This is a genomic window from Thiorhodococcus minor (assembly GCF_010820565.1).
GTDB classification, from domain to species: domain Bacteria; phylum Pseudomonadota; class Gammaproteobacteria; order Chromatiales; family Chromatiaceae; genus Thiorhodococcus; species Thiorhodococcus minor.
On sequence record NZ_JAAIJQ010000097.1, the window covers coordinates 1 to 18,092 of the forward strand.

Here is an 18,092-nt window from a genome sequence, read left to right on the forward strand (position 1 = left end):
CGATACTGGGCTCGCGGCGCACGATTACCCAGGCGGGAGTCACACCCGCTAGAACACGCGGCCTTGCCAGGCCGCACTGTCCCCTTCGTTCCCCGGCAAAGGAATCAATCCATTGGCACCGCCCGGCGCGAAGCCTGGCGGTGCCAGGCTCGACAACCTCGCCGACCGAGGTCGGCACACCCATGGAGAGCACCATGAAATACCCCACGCACAGGCTCGCACTCCTCGCCGCCATCGCGGCATCCACCGCACTGCCCGCTCTCGGCCAAGGGCCGGGCCCCATGACATTCTCGGGTTTCGATCGCGACAGCAACGGCGTCGTGTCCGAGCAGGAATTCGCCACCTCGCGCGCCGAGCGCATGGCCGCACGCGCATCCGCTGGCGCCCCCAGGCGTGGTGCCGCAAACGCGCCCAGCTTCGCCGATTTCGACCAGAACGGCGACGGCCAGATGACGCAGGATGAATTCAACGCCTTCCGCCAAGGCCGGATGCAAGGCCGTCGCGGTATGGGGATGGGACCTGGCGCCGGACGCGGCATGGGCCGCAACATGCCGGCCTTCGGCGACTTCGATCTCGACGGCAATGGCACGATCGGCCAAAAGGAGTTCTATCAGGCCCGCGCAAATCGCATTGCCGAGCGCGCTCAGCAGGGCTATCCAATGCGCAACGCTGGTAGCGCCCCGAGCTTCGAATCGATCGACCTCGATGACGATGGCCAGGTCGACCCCGAAGAATTCGCGAGGGGACAGGCCGAGCATCGCTCGCAGATGATGCAAGGACCAATGGCGCCCCAGCGGCCCTGAGGCACGCCGACCGCGCTCCCCGGACGCACCCGCGCGCTGCCCCTTTACTTAGGTCATTGGAACAGCGCGCCTAGCGCAAGTGTCGTCATCCGCCTGACTCCGCGCGGCCTTGCCGCCCTGCCCTGAGTCAGATTCACGCCAAGCTGCCGGTCACTCGCATCCGCATCCAGAAGCCCTCATTGAGTGGCTGGTCTATGCTCAAAGCAGATGAGCCACGCTCCGTATGCGGCGACCCAGCGCCCCTGGTGGGCCCGCGACAGATCTCCCCAAGACTCGACGGGGCCCGGCTTTGTGACAGGACCCGAACTTCAGCTGATTGCCGGGTGATGGCGACCGCCCCGCGCAGTAGCATGGGGCGCATTCGACTCAGACGCCAAGGACAGGCCCGGACGAGGAGACCTGCCCAGCTCGGAAGGACGCCATGGTCGGCCGCACTCGTAAAGATTGCATCGCAGGGTCAGGGAGCACGCCATGAACGGCAAGGCACAGCGTCCGGCGCTTGCGCTCGCGCGCCTCGCACTCCTCTCCTCTGCGGTCCAGCTCTGCTGGGCCGCCGAGGGCATCGCCGAAGCGCTCGCGCCGGCGCAGACCGCCCCCATTGCCTATCCCGACGGCCTCTTGTGGGCGAGCTTGCTGGCCAATCTGCTCCTGCTGCCCTTGGCACTCTTGCTTTGGCACGCATGGAGAAGAACCGGCGCCATCCTCGGCGTTGCGAATCAGCGGCTCAAGGCACGCATCGCCGGCTACGCTCAGAAGCTCGCGCAACGCGAGCAGGAATGGGTCCGCGCCATCGAGGCAACGGGCGAAGGTATCTGGGATTGGGACATCCGCTCCAACCGCGTCCGCCACAATCTCCGCTGGTGTCGCCTCCTGGGTCTCGATGAGGGCTACCTCGAGCACCCCGTCGAGGACTTTCTGGCCATGATCCATGACGCGGACAGGACTAGGGTCCGCCACGCCATCGAGACCACACTCGCGAACGACCAGAACTACCACAGCGAGCACCGCATGAGATGCTCGGATGACACCTTCATCTGGGTCGAGGACCGAGGCCGCGTCGTCGAGCGCGACCCCGAGGGACGCGCGCTGCGCATGATGGGCTGCATCCGCGACATCAGCGAGCACAAGGCAACACAGGCGCGTGACCGTCTCTTCAAGGAGACCATGGAGGCCAGCCTCCTCGGGATCTATATCGTCCAGGACCTGCGCTTCCGCTACGTCAACCCCGCCTTCGCCCAGATGCTGGGATGCTCGCCCGAGGCGCTCATCGATCATCTCGGTCCGGCGGACTTCCTTGCCCGCGAGGAGCGCGAGCGCGTCTCGGCCAACCTGCGCCAGCGCGCCGCCGGAGAGCCCGGGCGCCCCTACGAGGTCAAGGCACTGAGGAAGGATGGCTCCACCTTCGAGATGCTGGTGTGGGGCAAGGGCGTCATCTACGAGGGGCGGCGGGCATCGGTCGGCACCGCCGTGGATCTCAGCGAGCTCAGAGCCGCCGAGCACGCCTTGGAGCGGGCGGAGAAGGCCTGGGCGGAGGCCATGAATCAGTTCGACGACGTGCTCTACGTCCTCGATGCGGAGGGCCGGCTAGTCCGAGCCAACCGCGCCTTTTTCGATTTCACCGGTCGAACGCCGGAGAGCGCGCAGGGCCAGCAGATCTCCACCATCATCGCGCCGCATTGCAAGCACGACGCCTGCGCGATCTGCCGGGCGCTGCGCGAGCGGCGCGATACGGACTTCGTCTGGGAGGCCGACAACCCGCTCAACCCGGCGCGAAATCCCATCCGCGGTCGCGCACGCATCATCCGAGGGGAGAAGGGATCGGCCAGCGGCATGCTCGTCGCCATGCACGATCTCACGGAAGAGCGCCGCGTCGAGGCCGAGCTTCACGCCCACCGCGCCCACCTGCAGGATCTGGTGGACGCGCGAACGGCGGACCTAGTCGCGGCGCGCAACGAGGCCGAGCGGCTCGCCAAGGTCAAGAGCGAGTTCCTGGCCAACATGAGTCACGAGATCCGCACCCCGATGAACGCGATCCTCGGCCTCACGCACTTGCTGCGCCGCGACGGCACCACACCCGCCCAAGCAGAGCGGCTCGGCAAGATCGACCAGGCCGCGCGGCACCTGCTCTGCATCATCAACGACATCCTGGACCTGTCGAAGATCGAGGCCGGCAAGCTCACCCTGGAGGCCCGTGACTTCGCCATCGGCGACGTCCTGGATCACGTCGCCTCGCTCATCGGCGAGACGGCACGCAGCAAAGGGCTTCGTGTCAGCATCGATCAGGGCGATCTGCCCGATTGGCTGCACGGCGACGCCACGCGCCTGAGTCAGGCCCTGCTCAATTACGCCAGCAACGCCGTCAAGTTCACCGAGCATGGCGAGATCCGGCTGTCGGGACGCATTCTGGAAAGACTCGGCGACCGCATGAAGGTCCGCCTCGAAGTCCAGGACAGTGGGATCGGCCTTGCCCCCGTGACGATCCCCCATCTCTTTCAGGCCTTCGAGCAGGCGGATGCCTCGACCACCCGGCGCTTCGGCGGCACCGGCCTCGGGCTGGCGATCACCCTGCGCCTCGCAGAGATCATGGGCGGAGAGACTGGCGTGGAGAGCGCGCTCGGCAAGGGCAGCACCTTCTGGCTCACCGCTTGGCTCGCGCGCGGCACCGGATCCCCTGCGACCAAAGGCTCGGATCCGTCCCAGGCGGAGTCCTTGCTGCGCAAGACGCATAGCGGGACTCCTCTCCTTCTGGCCGAAGACAACGCCATCAACCGCGAGGTGGCGATCGACTTGCTCAGCGCGGTGGGGCTGTCGGTCGACACCGCCGAAGACGGGCAAGAGGCCGTCGAGAAGGCGCGGCGAAAGCGCTATGCCCTAGCTCTAATGGACGTCCAGATGCCGCTCATGGACGGCATGGAAGCCACGCGCAGGATCCGCGCCCTGCCCGGCTGGGCCGAGATCCCCATCCTCGCCATGACGGCGAATGCCTTCAGCGACGACCGCCGCGCCTGTCTCGCAGCCGGCATGAACGGCTTCGTCTCCAAGCCCGTGGAGCCGGCGAGTCTCTTCGCGACCCTTCTCAGCTGGCTGCCCACCCGCGAAGACGCCGAAGCCGAGGCGGATCGCGTCTACTCCGAGGAAGCGACGGAGCAGACCGAGCCGACGGCGCCCCTAGGTCGGCGAGACGTTTTTTCGCGCATCGCGCGGTTACCAGGCATGGACGTGAAGCGCGGCCTCTCTGTGCTGCGCGGCAATCAAGACAAGCTCGTCGAGCTGCTGTGCTACCTCACGAAGAACCATGGCGACGACCCGGCGCAGATGGTCGAGCTGGTCGCCGCCAACGAGCCGTCGAAGGTCCGCGCGCTCGCCCACCGGCTCAAGGGTGCTGCGGCGAATTTGGGGGCGCATGCGGTCGCGGAAACCGCCGGCCAGCTCGATGCCGCGCTGCGCGATGACGACCTCCGGGACGCATCTCAGCTCTTACCGCTCATCGATCGCATCGACCAGGCGCTGCACTCCCTCGCGGAGGTGCTGGGCGAGCCGCCAGCTAGCGCTAGCCAAGCCTGCGAGCCCCAGACCGCGACGACCGCAACGCCCCAAAAGCCGCATCCCTCGGCGTCACGCCCGCGCCGCCCGAGCCTCGACACTATTGTCGAGCCTGACGCCAGTTGTCGACCCGGGCCGACCAGATAGCCGATAACCCATCCTGATTAGATTCTCCAGCTAAGCCGGTCTGTCGTCCAAGCCCCGCTTCCGCGCGCTGCGTGGAGAGCCTGCGCTCGTAGTTTAGGAGCCGACGCTCATGGGCACGCTGATGATGGTAGAGGAGCCATGCCCCGAGCGCGCCAGAGAGAGTCAGCACCGCAACGAAGCCGAGAAACTCCCACCACAGCCGCTCTCGCATCGCGAGCAAGGGGCCGGCATCCAGATCGAGGAGCAGCGTCGAGCCGTCGATCGAGGCACGCGCATGCGCCACCACGTCGCCCCTGGCGGCATGGCGTAACCTGACGAGGGGCTGCTCGACATCGGCCGCCCCAGCGTCGCCATCGCCAGCGCCCTGCACCAATCGTACGACGAGGACACCGGGCAGCTCGCGCACGGCCGTCAAGGCGCGGGAGACGCCGATCGCCGCCTCAAGGGCCTCGATCTGGCGGCTGTCCATCCCGACCGGGATGCAGCCTTCATCCGACTGGGATCGCACGCCAAGCAGGATCTGGTGTGCCGACTCCAGGCGGATGAGGCGCCCGAGCGGCGCGCAGTCCCCGGGAAGGTCGGCGAGCTGGCCCTCGGGTCCCTGGACGATCCCGTCGGGCCGAATGATGCGAATCATCGACAGGCCGGCCTCCTGAGCGAAGGCGGCAAGCTCGTCGGAGCGAAAGGGCGCGATGCCGTCGAGATAGGCCACGAAACGCGCGGAGCTCGCCAGGAAGCTCGACAGGATGGTCTCGGTCGCCTCCTCGGCCAGGCGCGCACCGCGCGTGTGCAGCACCACGGCGTCGGCGAGCAGCCGCGAGTGCTCGCTCGCGTCCTCCAGGAAGATCCGCTGCGCTTGGCGCGTCTGCAGGAAGAACCATGCCAGCACCATGGCAAAGAGGAGCCCGAAGACGAGCAGATGCCCGATCCGGGGTGCTGGGAGACGCCCGCGACGCGGCTCATCGGCCACCGCGACCACCACCGAAGCCACGCTCCGCGCCATACATGAGCCGCGCCCGCACACCGGTGCGATCGGCCCCGGAGAGATCGGACTGAAGTGGAGACAAGCGGGCGCCCAGATTGACCCCGCCCGGCCCGGATTCCTGCCCAGGCCAGACGCGCACCAGGCTCCCGGCCTCGAGACGCTCGCGCAGCGCAACCTGCTCGATCAGGAAGATCATGCGCCGCTCGGCGGCCCGGGGCCTGGATCCAAGGCCAAGGTAACCCGATCGCCGTCGATTGCCAGCACCCGCGCGAGCGCCGGCTCGGCGGCATGGGCGAAGACGAGGCTCGCCGACAGTAGGCAGGCAGCGATGGGCCAGGCACACCGCCTAATCGGTCCAAGCCAGACCACAGGTGCTCGCCCATTGGCGAAAGGAGCGCGATTCGACCGTCGAGTCGCTGTTCGTCCAGGCAAGGGTACAGAAGCCCTCGACCGCGCCGCGGGCGCGACGCACCTCCAGGCTGGCGCCGAGCTGATCGTCGGTTCGCGCCAGGCGACGCGGGGCTCGATCATAATCCGTCCTGGAAAAGCTCAGGCCCAGACCGATTCGCCGGTCCGCGCGCGGCATGACCTCCAGGGCCAGACCGGCTCCGCGCCGCCAATAGGCTTGCACGGGCACCGGCGAGTCGCAGCGGGCCCCGGTCAGAGACAAGCCCGTCGAGATATCCGGGGACCAATCTTAGGGCATCTCCAGACCGGCGGCGAAGAGAGCGTCGTCACGGCGGGGCGCCAGGCCCCTGCCCGCGCCCCTGCCTGGACGGGCTGGCCCCCGGACGGCCGGCCCAAGGGAGCGAGGCGTTGCGGTCGTCCAAACGGCGCGCCTCCGCCGTCAGCCCGACCGTCGCCCGCGCCCCCAGGATACGGGCGAAACGTGCCGAAAAGGCCAGCTCATCGCGCGCATCCGCGGGCACCAGGGCATCGCGGTAGGCCGCGCCTTCGAGCCCCAGGCGCAGCAGTCCCATGCCTTCCCAGAGGTCATGCGACCGATCCGAGCGCAGGGTCAAACGGTAGCTATCGTTGTCCGCCTCGTAGTCGGGATACCAGCCACCGACCGAGAGACCGAGCCTAGACGCCTGCCAAGGGACGCGGCGGGAGAGATCGAGCGAATCGCGCGAGAAAGCCAGCTCTGGGCCGTCTCGGCTCTGGGCGGGATGGCTGTCATAGCCCAGGCTCACAGCTCCGCTGAGCAGCGTGGCGTCGGCGCAAAGGTGTCGAGGGATCCAGGCCATGCCAAAGACAAGCAGGATCAGCGCCAGCCCGAGGGGCTTCGAGGTGTGCTAGGGGCGGTCCATGCGCAGGGCATTGCAGCCTGAGCTTGGCATTTGGAATCGCTAAGGCGCAAAGGGCGCAAAGAATGACCGGAAATCGCTTGGCATGGGCACCAAGAGAGGCAGCTCCCTGCCGAAGCGGGAACAGAGAATCCGCCCAACCATCTCAGCTCTCCTCAACTCAGCCCCAAGCCCGGATCACGCCAGCCTAGGTCAGGGTCGAAAACCCGTCAACGCGGGCCCGGGGCTGGATGCGTAAAGGAGGATCGGGGATGGCCCGCCCGACGGCGGGCTCGCGCTCAAGGGGCTGAGGAGGAGACGGCGGCCTCGCTGCTGGGCGGGCTCGCCTTGGCGCTCAGCTCGGTCTGGCGGGCGCTCGGCAGGGAGCGGATCTGGATGGGGCGCTGGATGCCCGTCGGCAGGTCCTTGGGGACCACGGCGAGCAGGCGCGTCACCGGCCGGAGATTGACGTCGCGACCGCGCACGAAGTCCTGGTCCTCGACGATGGTGCGATAGGCCTTGTTGAGCTGCATGGCGCGCTCCGGCGAGGGCAGCAGCGCCAGCGAGATGTCCTGGTGAAGCCGCTCGAAGGCGTCGGCTCGCGGACGGCCCGAGCTGCCGAAGAAGCGGGCCTCGAGCTCGGCGTTGACCAAGAAGTCGCTGCCGGAGCGCGTCGACAGGATGAAGTGGCTGTACTCGGGGCGGGCGCCCAGGCCCGCGACCTCGACGACCGGCTCCGCGATTGCGAAGACGTCCTGCAGGGACCAATGTCCCCAGCCGTGATCGGCGCGCCCCGCATCCAGCTTGCGCGCGAAGGCGAAGGTGGTATCCGTGGTAACGCCCACGCCGCCATGGCAGCCCATGCAGTAGAGGGTCTCCTCTTGCGTCTGCGGCCTGAGGTGGCCGTGCGCGTCTTCGATGAAGCCCTGGTAGACCCAGCCCTGGGCGAAAAGGCCCCGCTCATAATCGCCTGGAGCCTGTTTGAGGACGTCGTTCTCGTACTCGCGCCGCTCCGCGCCCTCCCGATCCGCGATGCCCTTGAGCTCGGAATAGCTGTACCAGGCGTTCTTCCTGGCGTAGCGCAGCTCCTTCATACGCGCGGCGGGTCTGACACGCCCGCGGTCGTCGACGTCCAGGTAGCGCAAGCTCTGAAGCAGCTCGGTACCCTCGGGAAAGAGACCTGCGGCCAGATGCACCTTGCCGGCCCGTTGGGCGGTCGCGGCCATGCCGACGTAGGACATGGAGCGACCCTCCAAGGGCGCCCAGTCGTAGCCAACCTGCGCGGCCATGCCCAGGGTGCCGTCCTTGTCGAGGTCGACGCCATAAAGGCGCTCATCGACCGGGTCGATCGCCACGTCCGCGTGCTTGATCAAGGCCTCGACGATGGCCAGGTTCAACCGGTAGACAGCGCGGTCGAGCTTGCCGTCCGCGTCGCGCCGAAAGACGTCGGCGAGACGAATCAGCACGTCGCCGGCCGAGCCATTGGTCGGCCAGTAGGTGCCGGGCAGCGGATAGTAGAGGAAGGCGCGCCAGCCGGTCGGATCGCCCGTCGGGCCGAGATCGAAGCCGAGGTCATCGAACCGGAAGTAGGCGTCCGGAATATAGCCGTTCCAGGCGCCGTCCTGGTCGAGGTCCCAGTCCCCGGGCAGCGCCCTCAAGCGCGGCGGCAGCAAGAGCACGCCGTCGGATGCCCTGTAGTTGCTGACCCTGACGTAATTCCGCATCCAGTCATCGTCGATCAGTGCGCTCCGCGCGGAGCGGTCCTCGAAAAGATTCGACCATGGGTTCTCCAGGGCGGCGGAGGCCATCTCGAAGCTCTGCTGAAAACTGCTGTCGTCGATGTAGTTCGGGGCCTGGCCGCGCTGATGGCAGATATAGCAGGGATTGCGGACGGCGCCGTCGGCAGCGCTTGGCAAGACATAGCACTGCGGCACGACATAGGCGACGGGGCTGCGCACCCGCGCGTCCCGGACCACTGGGGACTGGGCGATCTGCGGCGATGGCTGCGCACCGCTGGGCGCGGCGTTCTCGCCCTGAAGCGCGGCGGACCAGCCGAGCCAGGCGACCAGGAGACAGGAGCAAGCGGCCAAGAAGCTGGCCCTAAGGCGGAGATGCGGGGCTCCGAAGTCTGCAACACCCATTGGATACATCCAGCACCGACACCTGCCGCGGCCGATCCAAGGGCACGGCCGTTGCGCGTGAAATTCGTGGCGAGTCTCGCAAGCTACACCACAACAGGGGCATCAGGTGTGAAGGTTTGATGACAGGCGAGCCGCAGGCACCTGCGGCTCGCGCAATCGGCTCACCAGGGCATCAGCATGCGCAGCGGTGCGACGACCACACCCAGCACGAAGGCGAGCAGGCCGCAGATCAGGATGATATCGAGCGCCGCTCGCAGGTGATCCGGCCCCAGGTCGGCCGGCCAATCCGGGTCGCCCATGTAGGTCTCATTGACGAGCTGCCCCTCGGACCAGACGGGGCCGAGCAGGCGCACGCGCAGGGCACCCGCGCAGGCGGCCTCGCTCCACCCGGAGTTCGGGCTTGGCAGGATGGCGTGGTACCTCAGGGCGGAGCGAATCGCGAGCAGCGGGTGCAGCCGCAGGAAGGCCGCCGAGAGTGCGATCAGGGCGACCGAGAGGCGGGCCGGCAGCCAGTTCGTCCAGTCGTCGCTGCGCGCGCTCAGCCAGCCAAAGTCGCGGTAGCGCTCGCTCTTGTAGCCGACCATGGAATCCAGGGTCGAGACGGCCTTCACCACGATGAGGCCCGGCAGGCCGAAGAGACAGAGCGCCAGGAGGGGCGTCAGGACCCCGTCCGTCAGGTTCTCGGACAGACTCTCGATGGCCGCGCGGACGATGCCGTCACGCTGCAGCGGCTCGGTATCCCGCCCGACCAGCATTCGCATGTGCTCGCGCGCCTTGGGGAGATCCTCCAGACTCCTGAGGACACGCTGCCCCTGCGCGAGCAGTCCACGGAAGGACAGGAGACTGTAGGCGATATAGAGATCCCAGACCGTGGCGAGTGCCGGACTCACCAGCAGCAATGCCAGATGGATCGCCAGCCAGGCGGCCAGCGCCCCCAGGACGACCATCAGCCAGTGAATGACGCCGGCCCTGCGGTCGCTGCGTCCGCGCGCGAACAGAAGCCGCTCGCTGACCAGGATCCAGTTGCCGATCAGACGCACGGGATGGAATCTGTAGGCGGGATCACCGAAGGCGACATCCAGCAGAAAGGCCCCGATGACGAGGGCAAGGTGCTCGTTCATATCCATTTCCTCTCGAACCCTTTGACGACCGCGAGCGCCGCGAAACGCCCAGGCGTTAGACCCTGATGCGGTTGCAGCGCTGCCCGAAATTCGCTGAGCGCCCGCGGGCGGACCGCGACGGCGGCCGCGAGCAGCGCCGCCTGGTTCAAGGTCGCCTCCTGGGCGACCTCGGCGTGCAGCACCCCGGCCCGGGCCAGGTCCAGGATCTCGGCCATGCCATAGGCCGCCGCGGCGCTCATGGGATCATGCACGATGGCGAGCAGATTCTGCTCGAAACAGTGGGCATCGCGCGACTCGAGCTCGGTGCGTGCCACCTCGCGCAAGGTCGGCTCGTCGCAGCCATGACGACCGAGCGCCGCAAGCAAGGAGCGGCGCAGCTCTGGGCACAGCCCGTTCTGCAGCAGCAGGCAGCGGGTCACTGCTTCGTGCGTCGCCCGCCCGACCAGCTCGCCAAGAGTGTTGTGGCTCCCGGCCCAGTGCCGCTCCCATTCGCCGTCGCGCGCGAGCGGGGCCGCAATGGCGAGCTGATCCGTTCCAGTTCCGGTCGCCAGGCCGCTGGATTGCAGGCTCGGCATGCGCAAATCCAGCACCGCGGCGCTCTTGCCCTCGGTGACCATGGTCGCGGCGCGCACCAAGCAGGCCGGCGTGCAGGCCTGGTTGATGAGCACTAGGGTGACGATGGTCCCGGATCCAGACTCCGCGGGAGAGACCTCGGTCGAGCCATGGGCCGCGCGGTCGACCGGGCGACTGCCGTCCGGGTGCTCATGCCAGCCGGCCGGATCGCCGGCGCGCGTCGCGTTGCCGAGCACGCCGGCGGTCGCGACGACGGACACGGCGAGGTCCTCGTAGGCGGCCTGGGCGAGCGTCGCGCATTGCATGTTGGCGGCAGTCGCCATGAGCGCGGTCGATTCCGGCGGCAGCTCGCCGGCGGCACAGGCGTGACGATGATAGGCCTGGTGTCCCGACGCCAGGTTGTCCCTGACGACATGGGCGACACCCTCGCAGCTCTGGTGATTGGCGATGTGGGTCAGGTCCTCGCGCAGCCCGCCGTTGAGGCGGCAGGTACTGAGGACCCGATGCGGGCGCTTGAAGATCGCGGAGAGATAACGTCCTTCACGACTGAGCGCATAGCGGTCCGTGTCTTCGAGCAGCATGGGATCGTCGGCTAGTCCGTCGCCGCGCCCGAGGGACGGGCCGGGCGAAAACGGCGGGGAAAGGCGGCATCATACAGCTTGGACGGCTGGGTCGCCGTTCGCGCGCGCGCGCCCAGCGCCGGGCTGACCAGAATCAAGGCCTGCCGCTCGACCTTGGCCTCCCGGCAGCGTTCGGCGATGTCTTGCAGGGTTCCGCGCAGCACCAGCTCCTCATCGGGCCAGGTCGCCTTGTGGACCACGACCACGGGCGCCCCCGCCTGCCAGCCGGCGGCGATCAGATGGTCGGCGACCGCCTGGATCCGCTCGATCGACAGGAAGATGCAGAGGGTGCACTGGTGTGCCGCCAGTGAGGCGAAGGACTCGCGCTCCGGCATCTGGGTCCGCCCTGAGAGTCGGGTGAAGATGACCGTCTGGGTCACCTCGGGCAGGGTCAGGCACTCCCCCGCCGCGGCGGCCGAGGCCATGGCCGACGAGACGCCGGAGACGATGCCGACCGGGATTCCCGCCTCGTCCAGCGGACGCGCCAGCTCGGCCAGTACGCCGTAGAGGGTCGGGTCGCCCGTCTGCAGCCGCACCACGGTCTCATGGCGCTGCGCGCGCTCCAGCAGCCAGGCTGTCACCTGCTGCAGGTCCATGGACTTGGAGTCCGCGATCTCACAGCCCTCGGGCGCCCACTCGAGCACCGTCTTGGCGACCAAGGAGCCGGTGTAGAGGATGGCGCCCGCCTCGGAGAGCAGCCGGGCACCGCGCACCGTGATGAGATCCGGCGCGCCAGGGCCGGCGCCGACGAACCAGACCTTACCCATGGGGGTGATCGCGCTCGGCCAGGCCTAGGCGGCGGCAGGGCAATAGGATGTCTTGCATGGGATGACTGACCTTGCGTATTGTGCGGCGATAAAGCTGAGTATTCTTCTAAGTCGCGCCCGCCCTTGTCAAACCCAGCATCACGCCCGGCAGCCCGCCAGATCCGCGTCCGCCTCGATGCCTGATGCAAGGCATCTCGACCCAGCCCCCGACGTGCTGGTCATCGGCGGCGGCACGGCGGCGCTCTGCGCGGCCATCGCCGCGCGCCAGGCCGGAGCCTCTGTGCTGATGGTCGAGCAGGCGCCACGGGCACTCAGGGGCGGAAACACCCGTCATTCGCGCAATCTGCGCTTCGCGCACACCGGCGAAACACCCCTGTCGACCGGCCCCTATCCCGCGGACGCCTTCTGGTCCGACCTCGAGCGGGCGACTTCCGGCACCCTGGATGCGGGTCTGGCCCGATTACTGGTCCAGGACTCCCAGGACATCACAGGCTGGCTCGAGGCGGCCGGCGTCCACTTCCAGTCGCACGCGAGCGGCGTGCTCCCCCAGTCGAGCAAGACGGCCTTCCTGCTCGGCGGCGGCAAATCCATGATCAACGCCCTCTACTCCAGGGCCGAGCACCTGGGCGTCAGTGTCGCCTACGAGACGGAATGCGTGGATTTGGCCATCCGCGAGAACCGCCTGGTGGGCGTGACGCTGAAGTCTGGCGATCGTCCGGGCACCCTCCACCCAGGTGCAGCCATCGCCTGCTGCGGGGGAGCCCAGGCAAGTCGCACATGGCTGCGCTCATGCTGGGGCGACGCAGCCGAGGGTTTCGTCAACCGAGGAACACCCTTCGCTGAAGGCGGCGTCTTGAGATCGCTGCTGGATCGGGGGGCCGAGGCCGTGGGCGACCCCAAGCACCTCTATCTGGTCGCGGTCGATGCGCGCTCGCCCGCCGACGACGGTGGGATCGCGACACGGGTGCGCGCCATGCCGGCGGGCATCGTCGTGGATACCGAAGGCCAGCGCAGGCACGACGAGGGCGGCGACACGGCCTCGACCCGCTACGCGGTCTGGGGTCAGCGTCTCGCAGGCTTTCCAGGACAGCTCGGCCACCTGATTCTGGACGCCCGGGGCCTGCGCGAGGCGCCGCCGTCGCTCTACCCGCCGATCACCGCGGACAGCGTCGGCGGGCTCGCCGAGCGCATTGGCATCCATCCCGCTGCGCTCGACGCCACGCTGACCCGCTACAACGCCTCAGTCCGCGCGCCGGATGATCCCTCGGACAGGGCCGGATGGCACAGCCTCGGACTGGATCCCCCCAAGTCCAGGCTCGCCCTGCCCCTCACGGAGGCCCCCTTCGCGGCCTTCCCCATGCGCCCCGGCATCACCTTCAGCTACCATGGGGTCGGCGTCGACACGACGGCCCGCGTGCGGCTGAGCCAAGGCGGAGCAGTTGCGAACCTCTTCGCCGCCGGCATGATCATGGCGCCGAGCATCATCCCGCGCGGCTATGTCTCAGGCCTCGCGCTGACCATCGGGATCGTCTTCGGGCGCCTTGCCGGCCAGGAGGCGGCGCGTCATGTCCGGGGATGAGCGCCAGGCGGAGGCGCGCCGCGTGCTCGGCATCTGCAACGCCTGCGGCTACTGCAACGGCCTTTGCGATCTCTTCGAGGCCGCCAAGCATCGGCCGCGGCTGACGGATACCGACCTCGCCCACCTCGCGAGCCTCTGCCACGGCTGCCGGAGCTGTCTCTACGCCTGCCAATACGCACCGCCGCACGGTTTCGGCGTCAACGTCCCGCGCGCCCTGGCCGAGATGCGCCACCAGAGCTATGCCGACTACGCTTGGCCGCGGCCCCTTGCCGGACTCCTCGCGCACAGCCTCATGGCCACGCTGGCGATCGGGCTCGGCGCCATCGGGCTCCTAGTCGCCCTCGCCCTGCTGAGCACGCCCGCCGAGACCCTCTTCTCAAGACAGACCGGCTCGGGCGCCTTCTACCGCGTGCTGCCTTGGAGCTGGATGGTCGTGCTGGGGCTGCTGCCGCTTGCGTGGTCGGTGTTTTCGATCGGGATCAGCTTGCGCCGATACTGGCGCGCCACCGCGACAGCCGCTGCCCCTGTCACGACAGGCGCCCTATTGGCTGCCTTGCGCGATGTCCTGCTGCTACGCAACCTGAGCGGCGGCGGACCGGGCTGCAACGACCTGGACGAGCGGGCATCGCACAAGCGCCGCTGGCTCCATCAAGTCATGGTGCTGGGGCTCCTGCTGACCTTCGCTGCAACCTGCGTGGCGACCTACTATCATCACGGGCTCGCACTGCAAGCGCCCTACCCGCTGGACAGTGCGCCAGTCGTCCTCGGCACCCTGGGCGGCCTGCTGATGTCCGGCGCAATCGCTGGACTCCTATGGCTGAAGTGGCAGGGAGACCCGGAGCCCACGGCAGCGGTCGCCCGCAACGCGGACCTCGCCGCCCTCATGCTGCTGCTGTCCGTCGCCCTCACCGGCTTGGCGCTGCTGCTCTGGCGTGACACCAGCGCCATGGGCTTGCTCCTCGCGATCCATCTCGGGAGCGTATTGGCGCTTTTCTTGCTGATTCCCTACAGTAAGCTGGTGCACGCCGGCTACCGCTTCATCGCCCTGCTGGTGGAGGCCATGGAGCGCGGGAATCAGCGGGGCCAGTGAGTCAGCCCGCGACTCGCCCCATCTCTCAAGCTGAGTCACAACGACACAGGGGCATGATGAGCGAGCACATCCTCTTTCTGACCGGCCAGCTCGCGGAGCGGCCGCTCAAGCGCATCCTGACCGAGATGGCCCTGCCGGACCGCACCTGGTCGGTGCGGCAGATGGGCGTCAAGGTCGCGGCCCTCATGACCGCCGAGATGATCCAGCGCCGGCTGACGGACACGGAAGGCGCCGACTGGATCATGATCCCGGGGCGCTGCCGTGGCGACCTGGATACCCTGACCCAGCACTTCGGCGTCCCCGTCAGGCGTGGGCCGGAGGAGCTGATGGATCTGCCTCAGTACTTCGGCCTGGAAGGCAAGCCCGCCGACTTAGGCAAGTATGACGTTCGCATCTTCGCCGAGATCGTAGACGCGCCGCGGCTGAGCGTCGACGAAATCCTCGAGCGAGCCGAGCGCTTCGCGGCGGAGGGCGCCGATGTCATCGACCTTGGCTGTCTGCCCGACACGCCCTTCCCGCACCTGGAGCAGTCGATCGAATACCTGAAGGAGGCCGGATACCGCGTCAGCGTGGATTCCATGAGCCCGGAAGATCTGCTGGTCGCCGGACGCGCGGGTGCGGATTTTCTTCTCAGTCTCAACGAGCACAGCCTCTGGGTCGCCGAGGAGGTGGATGCGGTGCCCGTGATCATCCCGCATCCGCAGAACGACCTGGCCTCGCTGGAGCGCGCCATCGCACGCATGGAGGCACTCGGCAAGCCCTATCTCGCCGATCCCATCCTCGACCCCATCCACTTTGGCTTCGCCGATTCCATCGTGCGCTACCACAGCCTGAGACGCAGCCACCCCGAGGTCGAGATCCTCATGGGGGTCGGCAACCTCACCGAGCTGACCGAGGCGGACACGGTCGGCATCAATGCCATCCTCATGGGCCTCATCTCGGAGCTCGGGATCACCAACATCCTCACCACCCAGGTCAGCCCCCACTGCCGCACCGCCATCCGCGAGGCCGATCGAGCACGGCGCGTCATGTACTGGGCACGCCAGGAGAACAGCCTTCCTAAGCAGATCGACGGCGGCCTGACCGGCCTGCATGAGCGCAACCCCTTCCCCTATAGCGAAACCGAGATTCGCGAGCTCGCCAGCGAGATCCGCGACCCCAACTTCCGCATCCAGGTGAGCACCCTGGGTATCCACGTCTACAACCGTGACGGTCTGCATACACACTCTGACCCCTTCGCCCTCTATCCGCACCTCGGGGTCGACGCGGACGGCAGCCATGCCTTCTACCTGGGCGTGGAGCTGGCACGCGCCGAGATCGCCCATCAGCTCGGCAAGCGCTACGTCCAGGACCGCCCGCTCGCCTGGGGCTGCCTCATCGACCGCCCCGAGGAGGACATGAGCCGCTACCAGGCACCGGGCACGACGAAGCGCAAGAAGAAGCCGACCGGGGGCTGAGCACGCTCGCCCCTTGGCCAGGGCACCCCCTTCCCTAGGAGCCTGTCCGGCTTAGGATGAATCGGCTGCGGAACCGGGAGAAGGGTCCCTTTCGCGCCGGTTTTTCGTTACATAGACCCGCTATGCGCCTCAAAACCGGCGCGAAATGGCCTCGCTCTCCCACTTCCTCGCTTCGATCCCCCCAAGTCGGACAGGCTCCTAGCCAGGCTTGGTCGCGCTCGCCAGGACGTAGTCCAGACCGCTGTAGACGCCGCGCGCGTCGAAACGCAGCGCGAAGCGCGCCGCCAGTCTGGCGACCGGGTGCAGACGTCGCACGGTCTGCGGATGCTGCTGGAGATAGGCGTGCAGCGGCGCATAGACCTGGTCGCGGATCGACTCGACGCGGATCTCCTCGAAGCCGCGCAACGCCAACAGGGAGTGATAGGTCGGCCGGGTGTAGGCGTTCGCCTCAGGGATCGCGAACTTGCTCGCCACCATCCACCAGGACAGGCGCTGCCTCAGACGCGCCCAGCCGCCGCTGACCCTGGGCATCGGCAGGATATCCGCTGTGACGAGGCGGCCACCGGGACGCAGCACCCGCCAGGCCTCGCGGAAGAAGGCCTCGCGGGTGTCGAAGTGAAAGGCGCACTCGACCGCGACCACCTTGTCGACGGAGGCATCCGGAATCGGCATCTGGGTCGCGGAGCCCTGGCGCAGATCGATCCGATCGGCGAGCCCCGCCTTCTCGATGCGCTGGCGCGCAACCGTCACCTGCGAGGCCGTCACATTCAGGCCGATGATGTGCTCAGGGCCAGACTCACGCGCCCAAAGGAGGTCTTGGTCGCCGAAGCCGTAGCCGACGTCCAGAACCCGATCGCCTGGCCCCATGCCCGCCCTGTCCGCCACCAGCATCGCCAGGGCATCGCAGGCGCTGTCCAGGTTCGTCGCATCCGGCCAGTAGCCCAGGTTGAGATAGAGCCCCTGCTCCGTGGGCGAGCCCGTCGACAAGAGGTCGTAGACTCCGACCACGCCCAGGCGCTGAAAGGGATTGACGACCCAGTTGAGATAGCCCAGTGCGGTCGTTAGCCGGCCGGGTGATGCTTGAGTGGAAGTGGTCACGAGACGCGCTGGCCTGCTTGGCTGAAGATTCCTTTCCAATTGAGGCGAGCGCTCCGGGCCTCAACCTTGTCCGAGCAGCGCAAGCCCGAGCCGAATGATGTCCTTTGGGCTCGGCCCGTATAAGATAGGCGCGCGGTCCAGCACGGACCCAGACTTTCCGAATCCGTCCATCCCAGCATTGAGAGCGAGGTGACGATCTTGGCCACCACCAACCGCTATACCTTCCTGCAACGCCTGCTCCACTGGCTGATTGCCCTTCTGGTCTTCGGCCTACTCATGGCCGGCCTGGGCTTTTGGGCCCTCGGTTACGAGGGCCTCAAGGGCCTGCTTGGCGACGAAGGCGTCAACACCGTCTACATGCTCCACAAGAGCTTCGGCATCCTGGTGCTCTTGCTGACCATCTTGCGCCTGGTGCTGCGCTTCCGCACACCGCCACCCGCCTACGACCCGCCGCTCGGCCTGATCGAGCGCCTGGTCGGCGGCGGCATCCACCTGCTGCTCTATGTCTTCCTGATCGGTCTGCCGATCGGCGGCTGGATCGCGACCGCCGCCTCAGGCTATCCGATTCAGTTCTTCGGCATGACGCTGCCGGGCATCATCGGCGAGAACAAGGAGCTCGGCGAAATGATGTTCACCTATCACGGAATCGGCGGACTGATCGTCGCGGTCCTGCTGCTGATCCACATCGCGGCCGGCCTCAAGCACTGGAAGCTCAAGGACGGCATCATGACGCGCATCAGCCTTCCCTAGGGCCCAGCCGCGGGGCCCCCCCCCGGGGGCGCGGCCCCCCCCCGTGGCCGCCGCCCGCGGCGCGCGGGGGGGGCGCCCCCACGGCGACATCTCGAGCTCATTAGCCCCTGCGGCTCAATCGTCGCTCGGCCG

Annotated in this window: 15 protein-coding genes; 6 read left to right on the forward strand and 9 right to left on the reverse strand. The window is 67.8% G+C overall.

From position 1 onward, the window contains the following. Window positions 1–194: 194 nt before the first annotated feature. Both G3446_RS22185 and G3446_RS22190 read left to right on the forward strand, forming a co-directional pair. Window positions 195–803: an EF-hand domain-containing protein gene (locus tag G3446_RS22185; RefSeq protein ID WP_164455397.1), complete on the forward strand. Its 609-nt coding sequence runs from the start codon at window positions 195–197 to the stop codon at window positions 801–803. 471 nt (window positions 804–1,274) lie between these two features. Further along, on the forward strand, window positions 1,275–4,493 hold the full coding sequence (locus G3446_RS22190) for a PAS domain S-box protein (protein WP_164455398.1): 3,219 nt from the start codon (window positions 1,275–1,277) through the stop codon (window positions 4,491–4,493). Here G3446_RS22190 and G3446_RS22195 read toward each other — a convergent pair. From G3446_RS22195 to cobM, 8 genes are all read right to left on the reverse strand, one after another. Further along, window positions 4,447–5,484: a hypothetical protein gene (locus G3446_RS22195; RefSeq protein WP_164455399.1), complete on the reverse strand. Its 1,038-nt coding sequence runs from the start codon at window positions 5,482–5,484 to the stop codon at window positions 4,447–4,449. The genes G3446_RS22190 and G3446_RS22195 overlap by 47 nt on opposite strands. Continuing rightward, window positions 5,453–5,674, reverse strand: a complete 222-nt coding sequence (locus G3446_RS22200; protein ID WP_164455400.1) for a hypothetical protein — start codon at window positions 5,672–5,674, stop codon at window positions 5,453–5,455. Before G3446_RS22200 ends, G3446_RS22195 begins: the two co-directional genes overlap by 32 nt. A gap of 150 nt (window positions 5,675–5,824) precedes the next feature. Then, a complete protein-coding gene (locus tag G3446_RS22205) occupies window positions 5,825–6,148 on the reverse strand; it encodes a hypothetical protein (RefSeq protein ID WP_164455401.1) in 324 nt (107 codons plus the stop codon). A 64-nt stretch (window positions 6,149–6,212) separates the two neighbouring features. Next, window positions 6,213–6,725: a hypothetical protein gene (locus tag G3446_RS22210; RefSeq protein WP_164455402.1), complete on the reverse strand. Its 513-nt coding sequence runs from the start codon at window positions 6,723–6,725 to the stop codon at window positions 6,213–6,215. A gap of 338 nt (window positions 6,726–7,063) precedes the next feature. Then, a complete protein-coding gene (locus G3446_RS22215) occupies window positions 7,064–8,905 on the reverse strand; it encodes a hypothetical protein (protein ID WP_209262575.1) in 1,842 nt (613 codons plus the stop codon). Between the two features lie 161 nt (window positions 8,906–9,066). Next, window positions 9,067–10,032, reverse strand: a complete 966-nt coding sequence (gene cbiB / locus G3446_RS22220) for an adenosylcobinamide-phosphate synthase CbiB (protein ID WP_164455403.1) — start codon at window positions 10,030–10,032, stop codon at window positions 9,067–9,069. Beyond that, window positions 10,023–11,180, reverse strand: a complete 1,158-nt coding sequence (locus tag G3446_RS22225) for an adenosylcobinamide amidohydrolase (protein ID WP_164455404.1) — start codon at window positions 11,178–11,180, stop codon at window positions 10,023–10,025. Before G3446_RS22225 ends, cbiB begins: the two co-directional genes overlap by 10 nt. 11 nt (window positions 11,181–11,191) lie before the next feature. Next, window positions 11,192–11,986, reverse strand: a complete 795-nt coding sequence (gene cobM, locus G3446_RS22230) for a precorrin-4 C(11)-methyltransferase (protein WP_164455405.1) — start codon at window positions 11,984–11,986, stop codon at window positions 11,192–11,194. 175 nt (window positions 11,987–12,161) lie between these two features. Here cobM and tcuA point away from each other — a divergent pair, with 175 nt between their 5' ends. The 3 genes from tcuA to G3446_RS22245 are packed head-to-tail and all read left to right on the forward strand — an operon-like array spanning window position 12,162 to window position 16,112. Then, complete coding sequence (gene tcuA / locus G3446_RS22235) at window positions 12,162–13,565, forward strand: FAD-dependent tricarballylate dehydrogenase TcuA (protein WP_164455407.1); 1,404 nt, start codon at window positions 12,162–12,164, stop codon at window positions 13,563–13,565. Beyond that, window positions 13,552–14,655, forward strand: coding sequence for a tricarballylate utilization 4Fe-4S protein TcuB (tcuB, locus tag G3446_RS22240; protein WP_164455409.1), 1,104 nt, complete (start codon window positions 13,552–13,554; stop codon window positions 14,653–14,655). The genes tcuA and tcuB overlap by 14 nt, the downstream gene beginning before the upstream one ends. A 53-nt stretch (window positions 14,656–14,708) precedes the next feature. Next, window positions 14,709–16,112, forward strand: coding sequence for a DUF6513 domain-containing protein (locus G3446_RS22245; RefSeq protein WP_245232691.1), 1,404 nt, complete (start codon window positions 14,709–14,711; stop codon window positions 16,110–16,112). Between the two features lie 198 nt (window positions 16,113–16,310). Here G3446_RS22245 and G3446_RS22250 read toward each other — a convergent pair whose 3' ends face one another. Continuing rightward, complete coding sequence (locus tag G3446_RS22250) at window positions 16,311–17,210, reverse strand: methyltransferase domain-containing protein (protein ID WP_342450187.1); 900 nt, start codon at window positions 17,208–17,210, stop codon at window positions 16,311–16,313. A 189-nt stretch (window positions 17,211–17,399) separates the two neighbouring features. Here G3446_RS22250 and G3446_RS22255 point away from each other — a divergent pair, with 189 nt between their 5' ends. Beyond that, window positions 17,400–17,960, forward strand: coding sequence for a cytochrome b (locus G3446_RS22255; RefSeq protein WP_342450188.1), 561 nt, complete (start codon window positions 17,400–17,402; stop codon window positions 17,958–17,960). Window positions 17,961–18,092 lie beyond the last annotated feature (132 nt).